15 protein-coding genes and 1 tRNA gene are annotated in these 15409 nt (G+C 70.1%); 10 read left to right on the top strand and 6 right to left on the bottom strand.

Going from position 1 to position 15409, the window contains the following annotated elements; translation table 11 throughout:
- Nucleotides 1–22: 22 nt before the first annotated feature.
- Complete coding sequence (locus AC1DWJ_RS08090) at nucleotides 23–4381, top strand: patatin-like protein (RefSeq protein WP_477620490.1); 4359 nt, start codon at nucleotides 23–25, stop codon at nucleotides 4379–4381.
- A 244-nt stretch (nucleotides 4382–4625) separates the two neighbouring features.
- A complete protein-coding gene (locus tag AC1DWJ_RS08085) occupies nucleotides 4626–5339 on the top strand; it encodes a hypothetical protein (RefSeq protein ID WP_477620489.1) in 714 nt (237 codons plus the stop codon).
- Between the two features lie 11 nt (nucleotides 5340–5350).
- Here AC1DWJ_RS08085 and AC1DWJ_RS08080 read toward each other — a convergent pair whose 3' ends face one another.
- A complete protein-coding gene (locus tag AC1DWJ_RS08080) occupies nucleotides 5351–6211 on the bottom strand; it encodes an aldo/keto reductase (protein WP_477620488.1) in 861 nt (286 codons plus the stop codon).
- A gap of 90 nt (nucleotides 6212–6301) precedes the next feature.
- On the bottom strand, nucleotides 6302–6511 hold the full coding sequence (locus tag AC1DWJ_RS08075; protein WP_477620487.1) for a hypothetical protein: 210 nt from the start codon (nucleotides 6509–6511) through the stop codon (nucleotides 6302–6304).
- Between the two features lie 114 nt (nucleotides 6512–6625).
- Between AC1DWJ_RS08075 and AC1DWJ_RS08070 the strand changes: the two genes are divergently transcribed.
- The 4 genes from AC1DWJ_RS08070 to AC1DWJ_RS08055 all read left to right on the top strand — a co-directional run bounded on the left by AC1DWJ_RS08070 (nucleotide 6626) and on the right by AC1DWJ_RS08055 (nucleotide 9322).
- Nucleotides 6626–7507 (top strand): LysR family transcriptional regulator, encoded by an 882-nt coding sequence (locus AC1DWJ_RS08070; RefSeq protein ID WP_477620486.1) that lies wholly within the window; start codon nucleotides 6626–6628, stop codon nucleotides 7505–7507.
- Nucleotides 7508–7672: 165 nt separating this feature from the next.
- Nucleotides 7673–7975, top strand: coding sequence for a putative quinol monooxygenase (locus AC1DWJ_RS08065; protein WP_477620485.1), 303 nt, complete (start codon nucleotides 7673–7675; stop codon nucleotides 7973–7975).
- Nucleotides 7976–8016: 41 nt separating this feature from the next.
- Nucleotides 8017–8769, top strand: a complete 753-nt coding sequence (locus AC1DWJ_RS08060) for an AraC family transcriptional regulator (protein WP_477620484.1) — start codon at nucleotides 8017–8019, stop codon at nucleotides 8767–8769.
- A gap of 37 nt (nucleotides 8770–8806) precedes the next feature.
- On the top strand, nucleotides 8807–9322 hold the full coding sequence (locus AC1DWJ_RS08055) for an SMI1/KNR4 family protein (RefSeq protein ID WP_477620483.1): 516 nt from the start codon (nucleotides 8807–8809) through the stop codon (nucleotides 9320–9322).
- A gap of 128 nt (nucleotides 9323–9450) precedes the next feature.
- On the opposite strand, the gene AC1DWJ_RS08050 is transcribed toward AC1DWJ_RS08055, so the two are convergent.
- From AC1DWJ_RS08050 to AC1DWJ_RS08040, 3 genes are all read right to left on the bottom strand, one after another.
- Complete coding sequence (locus AC1DWJ_RS08050; protein ID WP_477620482.1) at nucleotides 9451–9642, bottom strand: DivIVA domain-containing protein; 192 nt, start codon at nucleotides 9640–9642, stop codon at nucleotides 9451–9453.
- Nucleotides 9643–10055: 413 nt separating this feature from the next.
- On the bottom strand, nucleotides 10056–10385 hold the full coding sequence (locus tag AC1DWJ_RS08045; RefSeq protein ID WP_477620481.1) for a hypothetical protein: 330 nt from the start codon (nucleotides 10383–10385) through the stop codon (nucleotides 10056–10058).
- Between the two features lie 113 nt (nucleotides 10386–10498).
- Nucleotides 10499–10574, bottom strand: a tRNA-Arg gene (locus AC1DWJ_RS08040).
- A gap of 202 nt (nucleotides 10575–10776) precedes the next feature.
- On the opposite strand from AC1DWJ_RS08040, the gene AC1DWJ_RS08035 reads away from it, so the two are divergent.
- A complete protein-coding gene (locus AC1DWJ_RS08035) occupies nucleotides 10777–11685 on the top strand; it encodes an SDR family oxidoreductase (protein ID WP_477620480.1) in 909 nt (302 codons plus the stop codon).
- Between the two features lie 127 nt (nucleotides 11686–11812).
- Here AC1DWJ_RS08035 and AC1DWJ_RS08030 read toward each other — a convergent pair whose 3' ends face one another.
- Entirely contained in the window at nucleotides 11813–12004 is a 192-nt protein-coding gene (locus AC1DWJ_RS08030; RefSeq protein ID WP_477620479.1) for a hypothetical protein, read from the bottom strand.
- 242 nt (nucleotides 12005–12246) lie between these two features.
- Here AC1DWJ_RS08030 and AC1DWJ_RS08025 point away from each other — a divergent pair, with 242 nt between their 5' ends.
- The 3 genes from AC1DWJ_RS08025 to AC1DWJ_RS08015 all read left to right on the top strand — a co-directional run bounded on the left by AC1DWJ_RS08025 (nucleotide 12247) and on the right by AC1DWJ_RS08015 (nucleotide 15400).
- The gene (locus AC1DWJ_RS08025) at nucleotides 12247–12825 is read left to right on the top strand and encodes an OsmC family protein (protein WP_477620478.1); all 579 of its coding nucleotides are present in this window, start codon (nucleotides 12247–12249) and stop codon (nucleotides 12823–12825) included.
- Between the two features lie 62 nt (nucleotides 12826–12887).
- Complete coding sequence (locus tag AC1DWJ_RS08020) at nucleotides 12888–14180, top strand: NAD(P)-binding domain-containing protein (RefSeq protein WP_477620477.1); 1293 nt, start codon at nucleotides 12888–12890, stop codon at nucleotides 14178–14180.
- Entirely contained in the window at nucleotides 14177–15400 is a 1224-nt protein-coding gene (locus tag AC1DWJ_RS08015; protein ID WP_477620476.1) for an NAD(P)/FAD-dependent oxidoreductase, read from the top strand. Before AC1DWJ_RS08020 ends, AC1DWJ_RS08015 begins: the two co-directional genes overlap by 4 nt.
- The last annotated feature ends 9 nt before the right edge of the window (nucleotides 15401–15409 follow it).

Raw genomic sequence — 15409 nt, 5'->3', positions numbered from 1 at the left:
AGTACGGCTCTAAGGGGTCACCATGACGAACGACGTTCCCGGGCTGGCGGGCCATGTCGACTTGAAGGACGTCCCGCGCGAGGAGGTCCGGTTCGGCGTGGTGCTGAACGGTGGGGTCAGCCTCGCGGTGTGGATGGGTGGCACGGTCACCGAGCTGGACCGGCTCGCCAAGGCCGACCCCGACCGGCCGGACAGTCCCTACGCATTGATGCTGCGACTGGCTGGGTGCGTCGCGCGGGTCGACGTCATCGCGGGCACCTCGGCCGGTGGGATCAACGGCGCCGCGCTCGCCTTGGCCCAGGTGAACCAAGCCGCCCGGATCGCCACCCTGCGTGACCTGTGGATCGAGCAGGGCCAGCTTGAGACGTTGCTCCGCACGCCGTTCGTGGGCTCTCCCTCCTCGCTGATGCGAGGTGACGAGTACTTCCTGCCCGAGCTGAGCAAGGCCCTGGGGGCGCTTGCCTGGCCGCTGAAGACGACGACAGCGGCGCAGGCGCCGATCGACCTGACGATGGCCACGACCGTGCTGCAGGGCAACCAGCTGGTCACGACCGACGCCCTCGGCCAGCCGTTGCCGCAGGCGCTGCATGCGGGCCGGCTGCGCTGGAGCCGATGGCCCACGCCGGAGCGCGATCCGGGCACCGACAAGCCCTTGCCCGACCCGTTCTCGCCGGACCGGATCCGTGCAACGGCTTCGGAGCTGGCGCTGGCAGCCCGCGCCTCCGCCAGCTTCCCGGTGGCCTTCGAGCCGACCTTCGTGCCGGTGGGCGAGGGCCGACGACCGGCTCAGCCCGGGCAGCCGGCCTCGCAGGTCTCGGCGCGATCGGCGGACGACAGGCGAGTGCGTCCCGACCTGGAGTCGGTCGTGGCGTCGTGGGGGGAGGTCCGACGCAGCCGCGACCGGTCGCGCTTCACCGTCGACGGCGGCCTGTTGGCGAACACCCCGACGCACTACGCGCTGCGGGCGATCCAGGCGATGCCGGCCGATCGTCCGGTCCGACGGGTGATGCTGCTGGTCTACCCGCATGCGCCGATGCCGGGTGAGGACCCGGCCGACGCCCTCGATGCGCCGCCAACGCTGCGCGAGACCTTGACCGGGGTGCTGTCGTCGCTGTCCGCGCAGGGGGGCCGGACGTTCGTCGAGGAGATCGAGCAACACAACCGCGCCGCTGCCGGGCGACGGGGGACCCGCACCGACATCCTGCTGACCATCGCCGAGGCGCAGACCGGGACCGGACGCGGCGAGGAGGAGGCCTACCACGGCGCGCACGCGGCATACCAGGGCACGAAAGCGGCGACGAAAGACCCTGCAGCGCAGACGAGTTCAGCCGATGCGGTCCCGCGCCGCGAAGACCGGCAGACCGTGGAGTCGCTCGCGCGCTCGCTGTTCCCGCACTATCGGCGGCTGCGCAAGTGGCGGGCCGCTCGCGACCTGGCCCGTCGGCTGCTCGATGCGCGGGCCGCCAACATCGACCTGGCCAGTGCCGAGGTCTCGGCGTGGAGCTACGAACGCGTGCGACAGGCGGCCCAGAACGCACAGCGAGCGCTCGACGATCCCGGCAACATCGGCATGCCCTATGTGCCGGAACGCATCCCCGACGCGGCGCACCCGGATCGCGGGCCGGGTTGGGCCTGGGGCAACAGCGGCGCCGAGCGGATCGCCGAAGCAGCCATCGACCTGATCCGCCGCCTCATCTGGGTGCTGGAGCCCGGCCCGGCGTACGAGAAGGTGGCCAACGCGTTCCAGATCATCTCGGAGGAGTCGGTCCGCCTCACCGACTGCCGCGCCCTGATCGACGACGACTGGGAGACCCACGAGGTGCTCGTGACGCTGGAGCCGAACCAGTCGTACTGGGAGTTCCGGCTCGGCTGCTATGCCGAGCTCATGCTCGGGGTCGAGCCGGCCGGTCTCGACCAGCAAGCCAAGGACCTGGCCGCGCGTGAGGGCGCCCTCGTGCGGACACAGACCGGCGCGCAGGCCCCGGCGGACGCGCGGGCGGCAGAGGTGCTCCGCGCAGTGGAGAAGCGGCTGGCCTCGGTCCGTGAGGACCCGGGCCACGTCGGGCGGACGGTCCGCAGCCACGTGCAGACCGTGGTCGACTGCCTCGTGGGGATCGTGCCCTACCTCCCGGCGTCGCAGGACGCCGACGGATGCATGACCCCGGGCGACGGGCTGCTCGCCTGGCACGACTTCCTGGTGCCGGAGGCCGAGAGGGGCGGCCAGGCGCTCGACGCGGAACAGCTGCTCACCCGGCTGCTGCAGCTGGAGGTCGCCAGCACCGCCCTCGGCGACGAGACCACGGACGGCTCGACCGTCGCGGTCGACCTCGTGCAGCTGTCGGCGCAGACCGCGAATGCCTTTGCCCGACACTCGATCACCGCCGACGACAAGCTCGGAGGGATGTCGGTCCTGAGGTTCGGTGGCTTCCTGAAGCGGTCGTGGCGCCTCAACGACTGGATCTGGGGCCGGCTCGACGCTGCGTCGGTGTTGAGCCTCACCGTGCTGGACCCCTCGCGGGTCCGTCGCGCGGCCGAGCTCTCCGGGTACCTCGTGACCGGGCCGCCGGCGACCCTCGCGCAGCAGACGGTCGACGGCCTGGTGGCGTCGCTCTTCGGCGCGGGCTCCGCTCTCGTGGCGGACGATCCGAGACTCAGCAAGCTCCGGGAGGAGGCCGTCGCCGAGCTGACCGTCACGTTCAATCCCGACACCCCGCCCGGTGACCTGCCTCCGTCGATGCCCGCACTCGCAGCACTTTTCGCCTGGGCCATCCACCTCGACGTGGTGCCGGAGGACCTGCCCGCCCTGCTCGGAGCGATCCGTGGCGACGAGGTGGACGGTGCCAGCGCCCGCTCCCGGGGCCAGCTCCTCGTCAAGGCTGACGCGGCCTTCCTGGACGGGGTGTCCACCAAGGTCCGCGACGGGAGCCCGCTCACGCAGGCGGAGAAGGTCGAGACCCTCGCAGCGTTCGACCGAGCGGGCGTCGGGCGGGAGACGTTGGCGTCGGAAGTGAGCAGCGACCTGCTGATCCGCTCCGTGACGACGGCTGCCGCCGTCGCCGCCACGACCCTCGATTCCCCGCGTTCCGGGCTGGGTGCGCTCCGTCTGATCACCCGCACCCTGCGCGGGCTCATGCTCGTGATCTATTGGGGCGTCGTCGGGCTCACGAGCCGCGGCGTCGCGCGCGCGCTGGCGACGCTCGCGCTGGCGTTGGGCGGCGTCCTCGTGGTGCTGTCCCTCTTCGGCGCGCTGCCGGCGGCGGTGTCGGGGCCGGCCACGGCGATCGGGTTCGGAGTGCTGATCCTCGGTTTCAGCTACGGCGCCATGCGCTCGGGCACGGTGCTGCACGGACTCGTGCTGCTGACCCCGCTCGTGCCACTGGTCGCGGAGGCGGTCACCCAGGCGCGGGAGGACGCCACTGCGGCCGGCGGCGCGATCCAGGGCGCCACCGTCGTCATCGCAACGGTGGTGCTCTCGCTGGGGCTCATGCTGCTCGGGTCGATCCCGGCGGTGATGGGCAGCCCGTATGCCGCGCTGGGTGGCCTGGCGATCCGGGCCGGCGTGCTGCCCCCCGAGCAGCCGAGCTCGAACACGTGGGGGCACCTTGGCGAAGGCATCTGGTGGCGGCTCCGAGGCGTCTCGCGATACCTGGACCTTGCCCTCATCCGACTGGCGCTGGCGGTGGCGCCCTTCGGGCTCGCCGTGTGGGTCACTTCGTCCGGCTGGGACCGCGTCTTCCGAACCCTCCATGCCCACTGGACGCCCTGCCTGGTCGTGGGCATCGTGCTGTCCGTCAGCGGCATGGTCATCGCGGGGGTGACTGCGTTCGCCTTGCAGCAGCTGGCCGAGGACCGCAGCAGCGACCGGGTGAGCTGGGCATTCGGGCGGGTGGCGCACCCGGTCGGCGTCCAGGTGGGCTGGTCGGCCCTCTACGGGATCGGTTACACGGCTCTCGCGCTCGCCCTGATCCGCGACTCCTGGGGCTGGCAGTCACGGACGTGGGCGCAGGCCCTGTGCGCCTTCGCGATCGTGGCGGGGATCCTGCTCACCGTCGTCGTCCCGATCGTGTTGCCGTTGTGGGCGATTCGCGCGGCGGCTCGGCTCGAGTACGAGCGAGCCAGGACGACTGCGGCGTTCGTCGCAGTCGCGGCCGACTTCGGCGTCGAGGGGAGCAGCGAGGCCACCATCAGTGGCGCGAGGTCGTATGCCGTGGACCTCCTTCGCCGCGACCGGTCCTACCGGTGGTGGGTCAGGTATCCACCGCCCAAGCACATCACCGACCCCGGTCCGTCCCTCAAGCGACGGGGCACCAAGCTCCTCCAACGCGTCGAGCAGGAGCGCGCCGCCGTGGCCTCGCGAACCAAGGGCAGCTCGGGCGAGTAGCCGACGACGCGTTGGCGCCGTCTGGACCAGGTTCGCCGGGCCAGGTTCGCCGGGCCAGGTTCGCCTGGGCCACGCTCGCAGGGTCCGTGTAGATCGGAAGCGTCACAAAGCGCCATACTTGGTAGCAAACCCAGCGAATTGATGGAAGGCTGGGTCATCCAGAGGGCCGTACCGGAAAGAGGGGTCGCCCGTGCTTGGACTGACACCGCAGGTTCGGGCCAAGGTGAAGCTGGACCGTGAGGTCGTGACGACCGAGGCCATCGCGGCCGCGCTGGAGCACCGTGTCTACGGGCCCGACGTTGACCAGGACCAAGTCAGGCAAGGCTGCGAGTACGCCCTCGAAGTCGGCGTCGCCGCGGTCGTGTGCCGGCCGGACCAGTTGGCCATCGTTGCCGGGCAGCTCGCGGGGACCCCGACGGCGACCGTCACGGCACTGGCGTTCAACGACAGGTCGCGGCAGCACGATCCTGCCGACCTGGCGGCGGAAGCTCAGGAGCTGGTGTGGGCCGGCGCCGCCGAGGTGGCGTTGATCGTGGCACCCGGGCTCGACGGTGCGGGCTGTCTGCACTTGGTCCGTGAGCAGCTGACGGCTGTCGTCGAGGCCGCGCAGCCCCAGGGCGGCAAGGTCCGCGTGCTACTCGACACGACCTTGGCATCCAAGGACCAGATGAAGGCCTGCACGGCTCTCGTCGGCGCCGGAGGGCCGACGCTCGTCCAGGGCGGAACGTACAGCGGCGACCGTGCGAGCTTCTCGCAGATCGAGGCCATGCGTCACGCGCTCCCCGCAGAAGTCCTGCTGAAATGGACCCAGCCGTTGAGATCAGTCGAGATGATGCTGGTCTGCCTGTCCTTGGGCGTCGACAGGTTCAACGGCGACATCCCGACGCTGTTGAAGTCGGCCGAGCGCAGTTCGCAGCTCGCACCCCTCATGCTCCCGATCCACGGCGTCGACTTCTGACCCTTCGCCCGTCAGGACTGGTCGAGTCGGCTGCACTGCTCGGGGGTGAGCGCGAGGTCGCTCGCGGCAGCTGAGGCGCGGATGGTCTCGGGGCGACTGGATCCGGGGATCGGGATGACCACCGGCGACTTGGCGAGCATCCACGCGAGGGTGACCTGCTGCGCGGTAGCCCCGACCTCGGCCGCGACCTCGGCGAAGGGCGCGTAGCGGGTGGCGAGGTCAGCGGCGTTCTTGATGCCTCCGAGTGGGCTCCATGGGAGGAAGGCGATGCCCAGCTCGTCGCACAGCTCGAGTTCGGGCTCGCTGGAGCGGAATGCGGGCGAGAACTGGTTCTGCACAGAGACGAGCCGCCCGCCGAGGATGGCCTGAGCAGTGCGGATCTGGTCGGGGTTGGCGTTGGAGATGCCGGCCATACGGATCTTGCCGGCGTCGAGCAGGTCCGCGATGGCGCCGACCGAGTCCTCGTAGGGGACGGTGGGGTCGGGTCGATGGAACTGGTAGAGCCCGATGGCCTCGACCCCGAGGCGCCGCAAGGACGCGTCGCACGCTGCCTTGAGGTGTTCGGGGGAGCCGTCCAGGGTCCAGGCGCCGCCGCCCGGACGCAGGTGCCCGCCCTTGGTGGCCACGAGCACGCCGGAGGTGTCGCCGCCGTACGAGCTCAGGGCCTCAGCGATGAGGGTCTCGTTGTGGCCGAGGTCGTCCGCGCCGAGGTGGTAGGCGTCGGCGGTGTCGATGAGACTGATGCCGGCGTCGAGCGCGGCATGGATGGTGGCAATGGAACGAGACCGTTCGGGTCGGCCCTCGATGGACATGGGCATTCCGCCGAGTCCGATGGCGCTGACCTTGGTGTCGCCGATCTGGCGCGGGTTCATGGTGGTGGCTCCTTGAGCTGGGGGTTTCGGGGGATGGTTGGGAGCTGGGGGTTCAGGCGGTGGTTGCGGGTTCAGGGGCTGGTTGCCGGTTCAGCTGGCGAGGATGGCCAGGGAGGTGGGCTGGCCCGCGCTCTGCGGGACGCTGCTGGCGCGGACCGCATCCAGGACGCGCAGCAGGTCGAGGAGGTCGAGCCTGCCATCGACGGCGACGTTGTGCGCCCAGTACTCGAGGTCGGTGACGGTGGCGGTGACGGCGAGGCGGCTGGCCTCCTCGACGGTCAGGGGCTGGAGGTCGTTCAAGGGACTGTTCCGTTCAGGGTGGGGCGGATTGCTGATGTCGTCAAGAATTGCCGACCCTGATTAACATGTCCAACAGTAGAAACTGATGGGAGTAACCACCTATGCTTCTGGGTCATGGATCTGCGTCAGCTGGAGCATTTCGTCACGGTGGCCGAGGAGCGGCACTTCACCCGTGCTTCTGAGCGGCTGTTCATCTCCCAGTCCGGGCTGTCTGCCTCGATCAGGGCGCTGGAGAAGGAGCTCGACGCGGAGCTGTTCGACCGCAACACCCGACGGGTGGCTCTGACCGACGCCGGACAGGCCTTATTGGAGGAGTCCCGACGCACCCTGGCGAGCGTGACGGCCGCCCGTGACGCAGTCGCCGCGGTCCAGGGATTGCGGCGGGGCCGGCTGCGTGTGGGCACCGAGCAGTGCCTGGGTGCGGTCGACGTACCCAAGGAGCTGGCGACCTTCCATTCGGAGCACCCCGGAGTCGAACTCGTCGTCCAGCAGGCCGGGTCGGCACGCCTGATCGACGAGGTCCACACCGGGCGGCTCGACATCGCCTTCGTCGCAGGGGCGCCTGGCGCCCCGGACGACGTGAGGTTCGAGCGACTGACCAGTGAGCCCATGACGCTGGTCTGCCGACCCGAGCACGGCCTGACCCGCGCCAAGCGCGTGGCCTGGAAGGCCTTGGGAGATGAGGCCTTCGTCGACTTCAACACCGACTGGGGCTCCCGGCAGGTGGCCGACCGGGCCTTTGCTGCGGCGGGGGTGACCCGGCGCATCGCCTCCGAGGTCAATGACGTCCACACCTTGCTCGATCTCGTCGAGCACGGCCTGGGCATCGCCGTGGTCCCTCGCCACATCGCCGCCAAGAAGGCCGGCAAGCTGGTCGCCCTGCCGCTGCCTGCCGATGGACCCACCTGGGACGTCACCATCGCGCTCCCGACCAGCAGCACCACCGCTGCAGGCGAGACCTTCCTGGCGCCGATCCGCAAGCGGTTCAACGACTGACGTCTCGCACGTCTGGTATGCCGCCGTGAACAGGCTGCCGATCAGGCGCTCCGGCGTACGCGTGTGTCCGGTGGACGCGTAGATGGGTCCGCTGCGCGGAGGCGCGCAGTGACCCGGTCGGGTGAGGCTGGATCCACCATCCACACCACGCACCCAGGAGACATCGTGTTCATCGCCATCCTCGACTTCTCGACCGCCCCGGCTGACCGCTCTCGCGCCTTGAGCCAGCTCGAAGGCGAGCGGCCAATGGTCCGCTCGATGCCGGGCAACCTTGCGTTTCGCGTCTACGCGTCTGGCGAGGACGACCGCACCGTCACGGTGGTGCACGAGTGGACTGACCAGTCGTCGTTCGTCGCCTACCTGGCTTCCGACGCCTTCGCCCGGTCCAACGGCATACTGCGACCGTTGATCACTAAAGGACCGGTGAGCCGGCGCTTCCGCGCCGAACTCGTCGAGTCCGTGGCTTGACGGGAACGGCCTCCCTACGATCGGTGCGTGAGAGTTCACCCGTGACCCGCGAGGCGTTCGCCTTCACCCGGTCGTTCGCGCCGACCCAGCCGACCGAGCTGCTCGTCGACCGTCACTACTTGCTGTGCGCCTCGAGAGGCGCACTACGGCTGGAGGCCGAGGGACAGCGTTGGCTGCTGCCGCCGGCCCGGGCCGCCCTGCTGACCGCGGGGCGGCCGGCAACGGTCACCATTCCGCAGCCGGCCACGACCGCCTCGGTGCTCTTCCACATCGACTTCGTCCCACCGCCCCGGCAGGGGCTCACGGTATTCGACCTCGACCCGCTGGCGCGCGCGCTCGTCGCCGAATGCGGCGGATGGCAGGAAGCAGAGGAGCCACTCCCGCCCTACGCCCGCGCCATCTTCGCGGCCCTGGCCGCAGTGGCGTGGCGGCTGGCCGAGCTGCCCAGCCCTGTCGTCATGCCCGCCGGGCGTTCGGCTGAGGTGCGGACTGCGTTGCGGCTCACCGAGGAAGGACTCGCCACTGAGATCCGGTTCGAGGACGTCGCGGCCGAGGTCGGACTCGCACCCCGCTCTCTGGCGCGCCGGTTCGAGGCTGAGGTCGGGATGACCTGGCGCGCAACGCTCCGGCGGATGCGGGTCCTGCGGGCTGTCGAGCGGCTCGCCGCAGACGACACCCCCGTCACGACGATCGCGCACGAGGTGGGCTACGGCTCGTTGTCGGCGTTCAACGCCGCCTTTCGTGAGCTGACCGGTGCCACGCCATCGGACTACCGCGCCACCTTCACCCGCTGAATCGGCTCGCTTGGGCTACCCCCTCCATACTGGTGTCGTGACAGACGCAGGGTCTCTGCCGGAGAGCTTCTGGACCTCGCCGGCCTTTGCCAAGTACGTCAAGCCGCCGTTGACTCCTGAGGTGCTGCGCATCTTCGAGGACGAGTTCCGGGTCCGGCTTCCGGCGTCACTGGTGCGGCTCCTGGAGGAGCAGAACGGTGGCTACACCGACTGGACCTTTCCCTCCGATGGGGTGCCAGATGTGGTGCACCGCATGGTCCGTGGGATCGGACCCGGGTTCCCGCGGCTGGAGCAGCAGGCCTGGTGGCAGCGCGACGAGGACAACACCTGGGTGCCAGCCGACCCGACGGGTCTCATCCCCTTCGACGGGGACGGACACTGGGACCTGTGCCTCGACTACAGGGGAGCGCCGCGCGACCAAGGTGGGTATCGCATTTCGCCGAAGGTGACGGTCATCGACTGCGAGCTGCGGCGAGAGGAACCGGTCGCCGACAGCTTCGACGGCTACCTGGCTCGTGTGGTGCACCGGTCGACGCTGGAGGATCCCGCCTAGCGTGGAGCCCCTGGGCGTGGCCTCCAGCCAGATGACGTTCGAGCGCTCGACTGACGGTTGCCTACGGCTCTCGGTCTCCACGTAGCCATCGGGACCCCCGTTGTGCGAGACCGGCGGAGTCGGTGCGATCAGATGCGGCGGCTGCTTGTGGAGCCGGCTGCCCTCCCTGTTCGTAGTAGCGCAGGGTCTCGATTCACCTGGTCGAGAAAGTCATCGACCTCGCGTTCGTCATACCCCGACGCATCGACGTCGGGGTGAAGTTCTGTCGTATGACGTCCGTCGATGTCAGCATGAAACCCATGATGCGCCCCGGGCGACATCCGAGCACGTCCAGCGCACGCGGCGGAAGGTCCGTGGCCTCGGCCCGCGATTGTGGAAGTGGTGAGCTCGCGTATGCCGGGCGGTTCCGGTTACCCAAGGGGTCCGGCTCCGGGGCTGCCGCTGCTAAAGGGGTTGGTCGGATGGTCGATGTCGTGTTTCTCGACTTCGACCGCGCCGCACCGGCGGCAGGTCAGTATCTCGGTGTCGTTGGGCCGCCGCTCCCGCTGCCAACGGTGGCCCCTCACCAAGCAGTTCAGGGCCTTGATGTCCATCTATCGAGTGTGCGCGCTCATTGCCGCTTTCCACCAGCCCACCAAGGGCCCGCGCTCGGGCTGCCGGTCCAGCCCCGCTCGATCTCACCGTGCAGTCGCACCTACAGCGTTCGTTCCCGATAGCCCTGCTTCGCGCCGGGCTAGTCGGGAAGGAGGCCGAGAGTCGACTTGGCGAGGCTGCGGACGAGAACCATCTCGTCACTCGCGATGACGTCATCTGCGGAGGCAGTCGCCGGCACCTGACGCAAGGCCTCATCCAGCTCCCGCAGGCACTGGTCTGGTTGTTCGCCGAACACCTGGGTCCGACTGTCAAGTGCGGCACCCAGGCCGCTGTTGTCGAACAGCCGCTCCCAGCACTCCTCGAGCGAGGACTGGCCGGACGGAGTCAGGCTGGTCCAAAGCCGGCGCTGGTGCTCCTCGTCGGCGAGCTCGTTGAGGGCGTCGCGGACCATCTCTTCGTAGACCTGCATTTCGCGACCTCTCAACGATGTCATTCGCTCCCCCGCGAATGGTTCTGATGACATTTCCAGTGAACACCGACCGTGATGGCCACGAAATAGCCCCTGACCTGCGATTTTCCTAGTGGTGCCCTCGGGCAGATTCGAACTGCCGACACCCGCTTTAGGAGAGCGGTGCTCTATCCCCTGAGCTACGAGGGCGGGGCAGGGCTGGAACCCTCGCTGTCACGGTCGCTGCGACCGAGAGCACTGGAAGCCCTGCGACAGGAAGGGTAGCCCAAGCCCCGCACTGCCCGTCTGCCGGTCAGGAAGCCCGGACCTCCCGCGCCCATTGACCGTGGTCGCTGCGCAGGACGATCCTGAAGCAACCGGGTGACCTCGCCCGGGATCCTGGGAGGGCGCGATGATCCTCGTGGTGGGTGGCACGGGTGACCTTGGCGGCCGGGTCGTGCGCCGCCTCCTCGACGCTGGGCACCGGGTGCGTTGCCTGGTGCGGGCAGGCTCGGACGGGTCTGCCCTTCGCGCCGCTGGTGCCGAGCTCGTCCGGGGCGACCTGACCGATCCGGCCTCCCTCCGAGCGGCGTGCCATGAGGTGGACATCGTGGTCGCGACCGCAACGGTCATCGGTCGACGGTTGGCCGGCGTCAAGGGGCCCACCATCCGTGCGGTCGAGGAGCGGGGGATGGCCGACCTCATCGACGCCGCGGAAGACAGCAAGGTCCAGCGGTTCGTCTACGTCTCCTACGCCGGCCTCGACGAGTCGCCCCCTATGCCGATGGCGCGGGCCAAGGCCGCCACCGAGCGCCGGCTCGCGAACTCCCCGATGCGACGAGTCATCGTGCGGCCCGACGCGTTCCAAGAGGTGCATGTCGCCGCCGTCGGGCGCTTCGATATTCAGGCTGGCCGGGTCGCCACCTTCGGCAAGGGAGACACCAAGCACCGGTGGGTCGCCACCGAGGACGCCGCAGCCCTGGTGGCAGCAGTCGCCACCGAGCGGAACCCGCCCGAAGTGATCGTGTTCGGAGGCCCGGAAGCCCTCAGCCGCAACGAATGTGTGGCTGTCGCCGAGCGCGCCACCGGCCGGTCGTTCAAGGTCCAGCGCGCACCCCTACCGGTCGCGCGACTCGTCATGAGGGTCCTGCAGGTGAGCGGTCGTGGCGACGCCATGGCGAGCATCGTCGGTCTCGGCGTCACGATGGACGAGTCCGAGATCAACTGGGACGACGCCCCGTTGCGCGAGCGCGGCATCACGGCCCGCTCGGCCACCGACTGGATCAACCAGCAGGCCGCAGCGCTCGCGGCCGAGCGATAGCCCCTGTCGCCGACGTCCCACCCGCCTGCCGGAAGCGGGGCCGCCCCTCACTGAGGGGCACGGCATAGCAAGGCGGGCGCGTCGCCGGGGTTGCTCCCCGAGACGCGCCCGCCCCGTGCAGCGCATCTCAGCATCCAGCGCTGAGGGCTGCTTCACGCCTGGCTGACACGGTCCGCCGTGATCGGAACTGCGACCAGCGGGCACGGCGCGCCTGCCGCTTCTCGAGTGCGAGGTCGTACGCCATCGCGTGGACTGGGTGCTGGGATTCCAGCGTCGCCACCTTGTGCACGGCCATCGCCATCGTCGTCAACTCACTCATGTCGATCTCCTTGGTCAGGCCAAGGAGCCGATCTCCTTGGTGCCTGCCAGGAGGTTGACGGAGCGACCTTCCGCAGACCTTCCGCGCCGCCGCCCGCGACCCTTCGCGCTGCCCCATTCCTTTCGCGCCGCCCGGGAGCCCCGCCCGCGGCCGAAAGGTCGCCGAAAGGTGCCCTTCCTACGGTCCTCTCCATCAACCACAACCGCCGGGACCACCGGCACTTCCGAAGGAGAGCTCCACCCATGAGCAACACGGCATACGCAACCCCCGCATCCCTGAACGGCGTGGACGTGGCAACGCTGTTCGCCACCCTCGACGCGGTCAAGGGACAGCACGAGATCGCCAAGTTCCAGTTCCGTGCTGAGAACACCTGGCAGACCGGCACCCACAGCCAGTCGCGCATCCACGGTTTCTACGGCGCCGGCCAGGAGCTGACGCACACCCACGAGACGGTGCTCGACGCCGACCACCCGGTCGTCCTCACCGGCGCCGACAACGCGCCGACGCCGGTCGAGTACCTGCTCCACGCCCTCGCCGCCTGCCTCACCGCGGGCGTCGCCAACATCGCGTCGGCCAGGGGAGTGACGCTCACCAAGGTCACCTCGACCGTGGAGGGCGACATCGACCTGCTCGGCATCCTCGGGCTGTCCGACGGCTCGGTCCGCAACGGCTACCAGGGCATCCGCGTCACGTTCCACATCGAGGGCGACGCCGACGACGAGACCCTGCGCGGCATCGTCGAGCAGTCGCGCCGCCGCTCCGCCGTCTACGACGTCATCACCAACCCCACACCCGTCTCCGTCTCCGTCGTGACCGGCTGAGCGAAACCAGGCGCGTCCCCGTCCGGCGATCCCGGACGGGGCGCACCAGAAGGAGCACCACCATGCCCGCCATCGACACCGTCGTCATCGGTGCCGGCCACGCAGGCCTCGCCGTCAGCCGACTGCTGACCCTCGAAGGCCGCGACCACATCGTCCTCGACCGTGGTCGCGTCGCCGAGAGCTGGCGCACGTCCCGCTGGGACTCCCTGCACCTGCTCACCCCCAACTGGATGGCTCGCCTCCCCGGGTGGGCCCACAAGGGCCCCGACGCCGACGGCTTCATGAGCGCCCCCCAGTTCGTCCGCTACCTCGAGAGGTATGCCGCGAGCTTCAGTGCGCCGGTCCTGGCTGGTGTGCGCGTCGAGGAGGTGAGTGCCGTTGGTGACCGCTACCGCGTCGTCACCGACTGCGCGACCTGGCTGGCTCGCCACGTCGTCATGGCCACCGGACCCGGCGCCCAGCCGCGGATCCCGGCTGCCCTCGAGGGCCTCGGCCCGGACGTCCACCTGACCACCTCGGCCGACTACCGCAACCCCCGGCAGCTCGCCGAGGGCGGGGTGCTGGTCGTGGGGGCCTCGGCCTCCGGTGTCCAGATCGCCGACGAGCTGGCTGCTGCCGGCCGCGACGTCGTGGTGGCCGTGGGACGGCACAACCGCATGCCACGCGAGTACCGGGGCATGGACATCTACTGGTGGCTCGAGCGCACCGGTCGCACGGCCCGCACGATCGACGAGGTGCGCGACGCCGAGGCGGCTCGACGGGAGCCGTCGATGCAGCTGGTCGGCCGGAGGGGTCACGGCCAGTCCCGAGAGCTCGACCTGCGCACGCTGCAGGCCAGGGGAGTCCGGCTCGCCGGTCATCTCCTGGGTGCAGACGGCCAGCAGGTGAGCTTCGCCGACGACCTGGCCGACTCGGTCAACAGCGCCGACAACCGGATGCACCGGTTCCTCGACGCCGTCGACCGGCACATCGACCAGAGCGGACTGACCCGTGAGGTCTGGGCGGCCGAGCGGCCGAGAACCGTTGCGGTGCAGGGCGCGCCGGCATCCCTGGACCTGGCGGCTGCGGACATCCGAACGGTCCTGCTCGCGACGGGCTACCGCCAGAGCCATCCGTGGCTGAAGCTGCCGATCACCGCAGCGGACGGGTCGATCCGCCAGCAGCGCGGCCGGACCGAGGCCCCGGGGGTCTACGTCGTGGGCCAGAGGTTCCAGACGCGCCGCGACTCGGGGATGGTCGACGGTGCGCGGCACGACGCGGCCCTGGTGGTCGCCGACCTCATCGACTCGGCCCGATCGTCGGGCCAGACCGAGCATGAAGAGCTTGACGAGCGGCTCGAGGGGAAGGCGTCATGACCACCTACGACGCCGTCGTCGTCGGAGGTCGCGTGGCCGGCGCGTCCACCGCGATGCTGTTGGCCAGGGCCGGGGCCAAGGTGCTGCTCCTCGAGCGGATGCCCTACGGCTCCGACACCCTGTCCACCCACGGACTCATGCGCGCCGGGGTCCTGCAGCTCTCGCGATGGGGGTTGCTCGACCACGTCGTCGCAGCAGGCACCCCGCCGGTGACGCGAACCCTGTTCCACTACCCGGGCGCCAGCCCCGTCCGCATCTCCATCCGCGCCAGCCAGGGCGTGCCGGCGCTGTTCGCACCGCGCCGGCACGTCCTCGACCGGATCCTCGTCGACGCAGCGGCGGCGGCCGGGGTCGAGGTGCGGCACGGAGCCTTCGTCACCGACCTGCTCACCGACGCCGATGGGCGGGTGACCGGGGTGCGCGGCATCGACGGGGCCCACGGCCCGTTCACGGCACACGGGAGGACGACGATCGGTGCGGACGGCATCAGGTCCACCGTCGCGGCTGCCGTGGCGGCGCCGGTCGAGCGCTCGACGGCCACCGAGGGTGCAGTGCTCTACGGCTACTTCGACGGTTTTCCGACCGAGGGATACGAGTGGGCCTACGGCTCCGCGACCGCGGCCGGCCTCATCCCGACGAACGACGGGCACACCTGCGTCTTCGTGGGCACCACTCCCGAACGGCTGAAGCTGGCGCGGCGTCAGGGCGCAGACGCTGCGTTCGCCGAGCTGTTCGCCCAGGCTGCGCCCGCCCTGCGGCACCGGCTGGAGGCGGCGACCAGGGTCGGCCGGCTCCGTGGCTGGTCCGGTCAGCCCGGGCACGTGCGGCGCTCGCACGGCGCGGGGTGGGCCCTGGTCGGCGACGCGGGCTACTTCCGCGACCCCATCACGACGCACGGGATGACCGACGCCCTGCGCGACGCCGAGCTGCTCGCGGACGCCTTGCTCGCGGCGTGGGGCGGGGACCAACCGGAGGCGATGGCCCTCGCCGGCTACCAGGCCAAGCGGGATGCGTTGTCCGCACAGCTGTTCCAGGTGAGCGGTCGCATCGCCGGCTACGACTGGGGGCCAGGTGAGATCCAGCAGCTGCTGCGCGAGGTCAGCTCGGCCATGAGCGACGAGGTCGGTCTGCTCCAGTCCCTTCCGCCGCGACCGCTTGGTCCGGTTGCGACCGTTACGGGCGGTCTTGTCTCGGCTGACATGCCCGGTGCCGGTCGCTAGCGTTGAAGA

The sequence above is a fragment of the Pedococcus sp. P2_D7 genome (assembly GCF_056404295.1).
This window is presented reverse-complemented; position numbering and strand designations above follow the sequence as displayed.

What these genes read in the sequence shown, in the direction of transcription:
- AC1DWJ_RS08070 (WP_477620486.1), top strand. Translation starts at nt 6,626, where the DNA reads ATGGATCTGCGTCAGCTGGAGCATTTCGTCACGGTGGCCGAGGAGCGG.
- AC1DWJ_RS08025 (WP_477620478.1), top strand. Translation starts at nt 12,247, where the DNA reads ATGAGCAACACGGCATACGCAACCCCCGCATCCCTGAACGGCGTGGAC.
- AC1DWJ_RS08080 (WP_477620488.1), bottom strand. Translation starts at nt 6,211, where the DNA reads ATGAACCCGCGCCAGATCGGCGACACCAAGGTCAGCGCCATCGGACTC.
- AC1DWJ_RS08045 (WP_477620481.1), bottom strand. Translation starts at nt 10,385, where the DNA reads ATGCAGGTCTACGAAGAGATGGTCCGCGACGCCCTCAACGAGCTCGCC.
- AC1DWJ_RS08090 (WP_477620490.1), top strand. Translation starts at nt 23, where the DNA reads ATGACGAACGACGTTCCCGGGCTGGCGGGCCATGTCGACTTGAAGGAC.
- AC1DWJ_RS08030 (WP_477620479.1), bottom strand. Translation starts at nt 12,004, where the DNA reads ATGAGTGAGTTGACGACGATGGCGATGGCCGTGCACAAGGTGGCGACG.
- AC1DWJ_RS08050 (WP_477620482.1), bottom strand. Translation starts at nt 9,642, where the DNA reads ATGTCGCCCGGGGCGCATCATGGGTTTCATGCTGACATCGACGGACGT.
- AC1DWJ_RS08020 (WP_477620477.1), top strand. Translation starts at nt 12,888, where the DNA reads ATGCCCGCCATCGACACCGTCGTCATCGGTGCCGGCCACGCAGGCCTC.
- AC1DWJ_RS08035 (WP_477620480.1), top strand. Translation starts at nt 10,777, where the DNA reads ATGATCCTCGTGGTGGGTGGCACGGGTGACCTTGGCGGCCGGGTCGTG.
- AC1DWJ_RS08015 (WP_477620476.1), top strand. Translation starts at nt 14,177, where the DNA reads ATGACCACCTACGACGCCGTCGTCGTCGGAGGTCGCGTGGCCGGCGCG.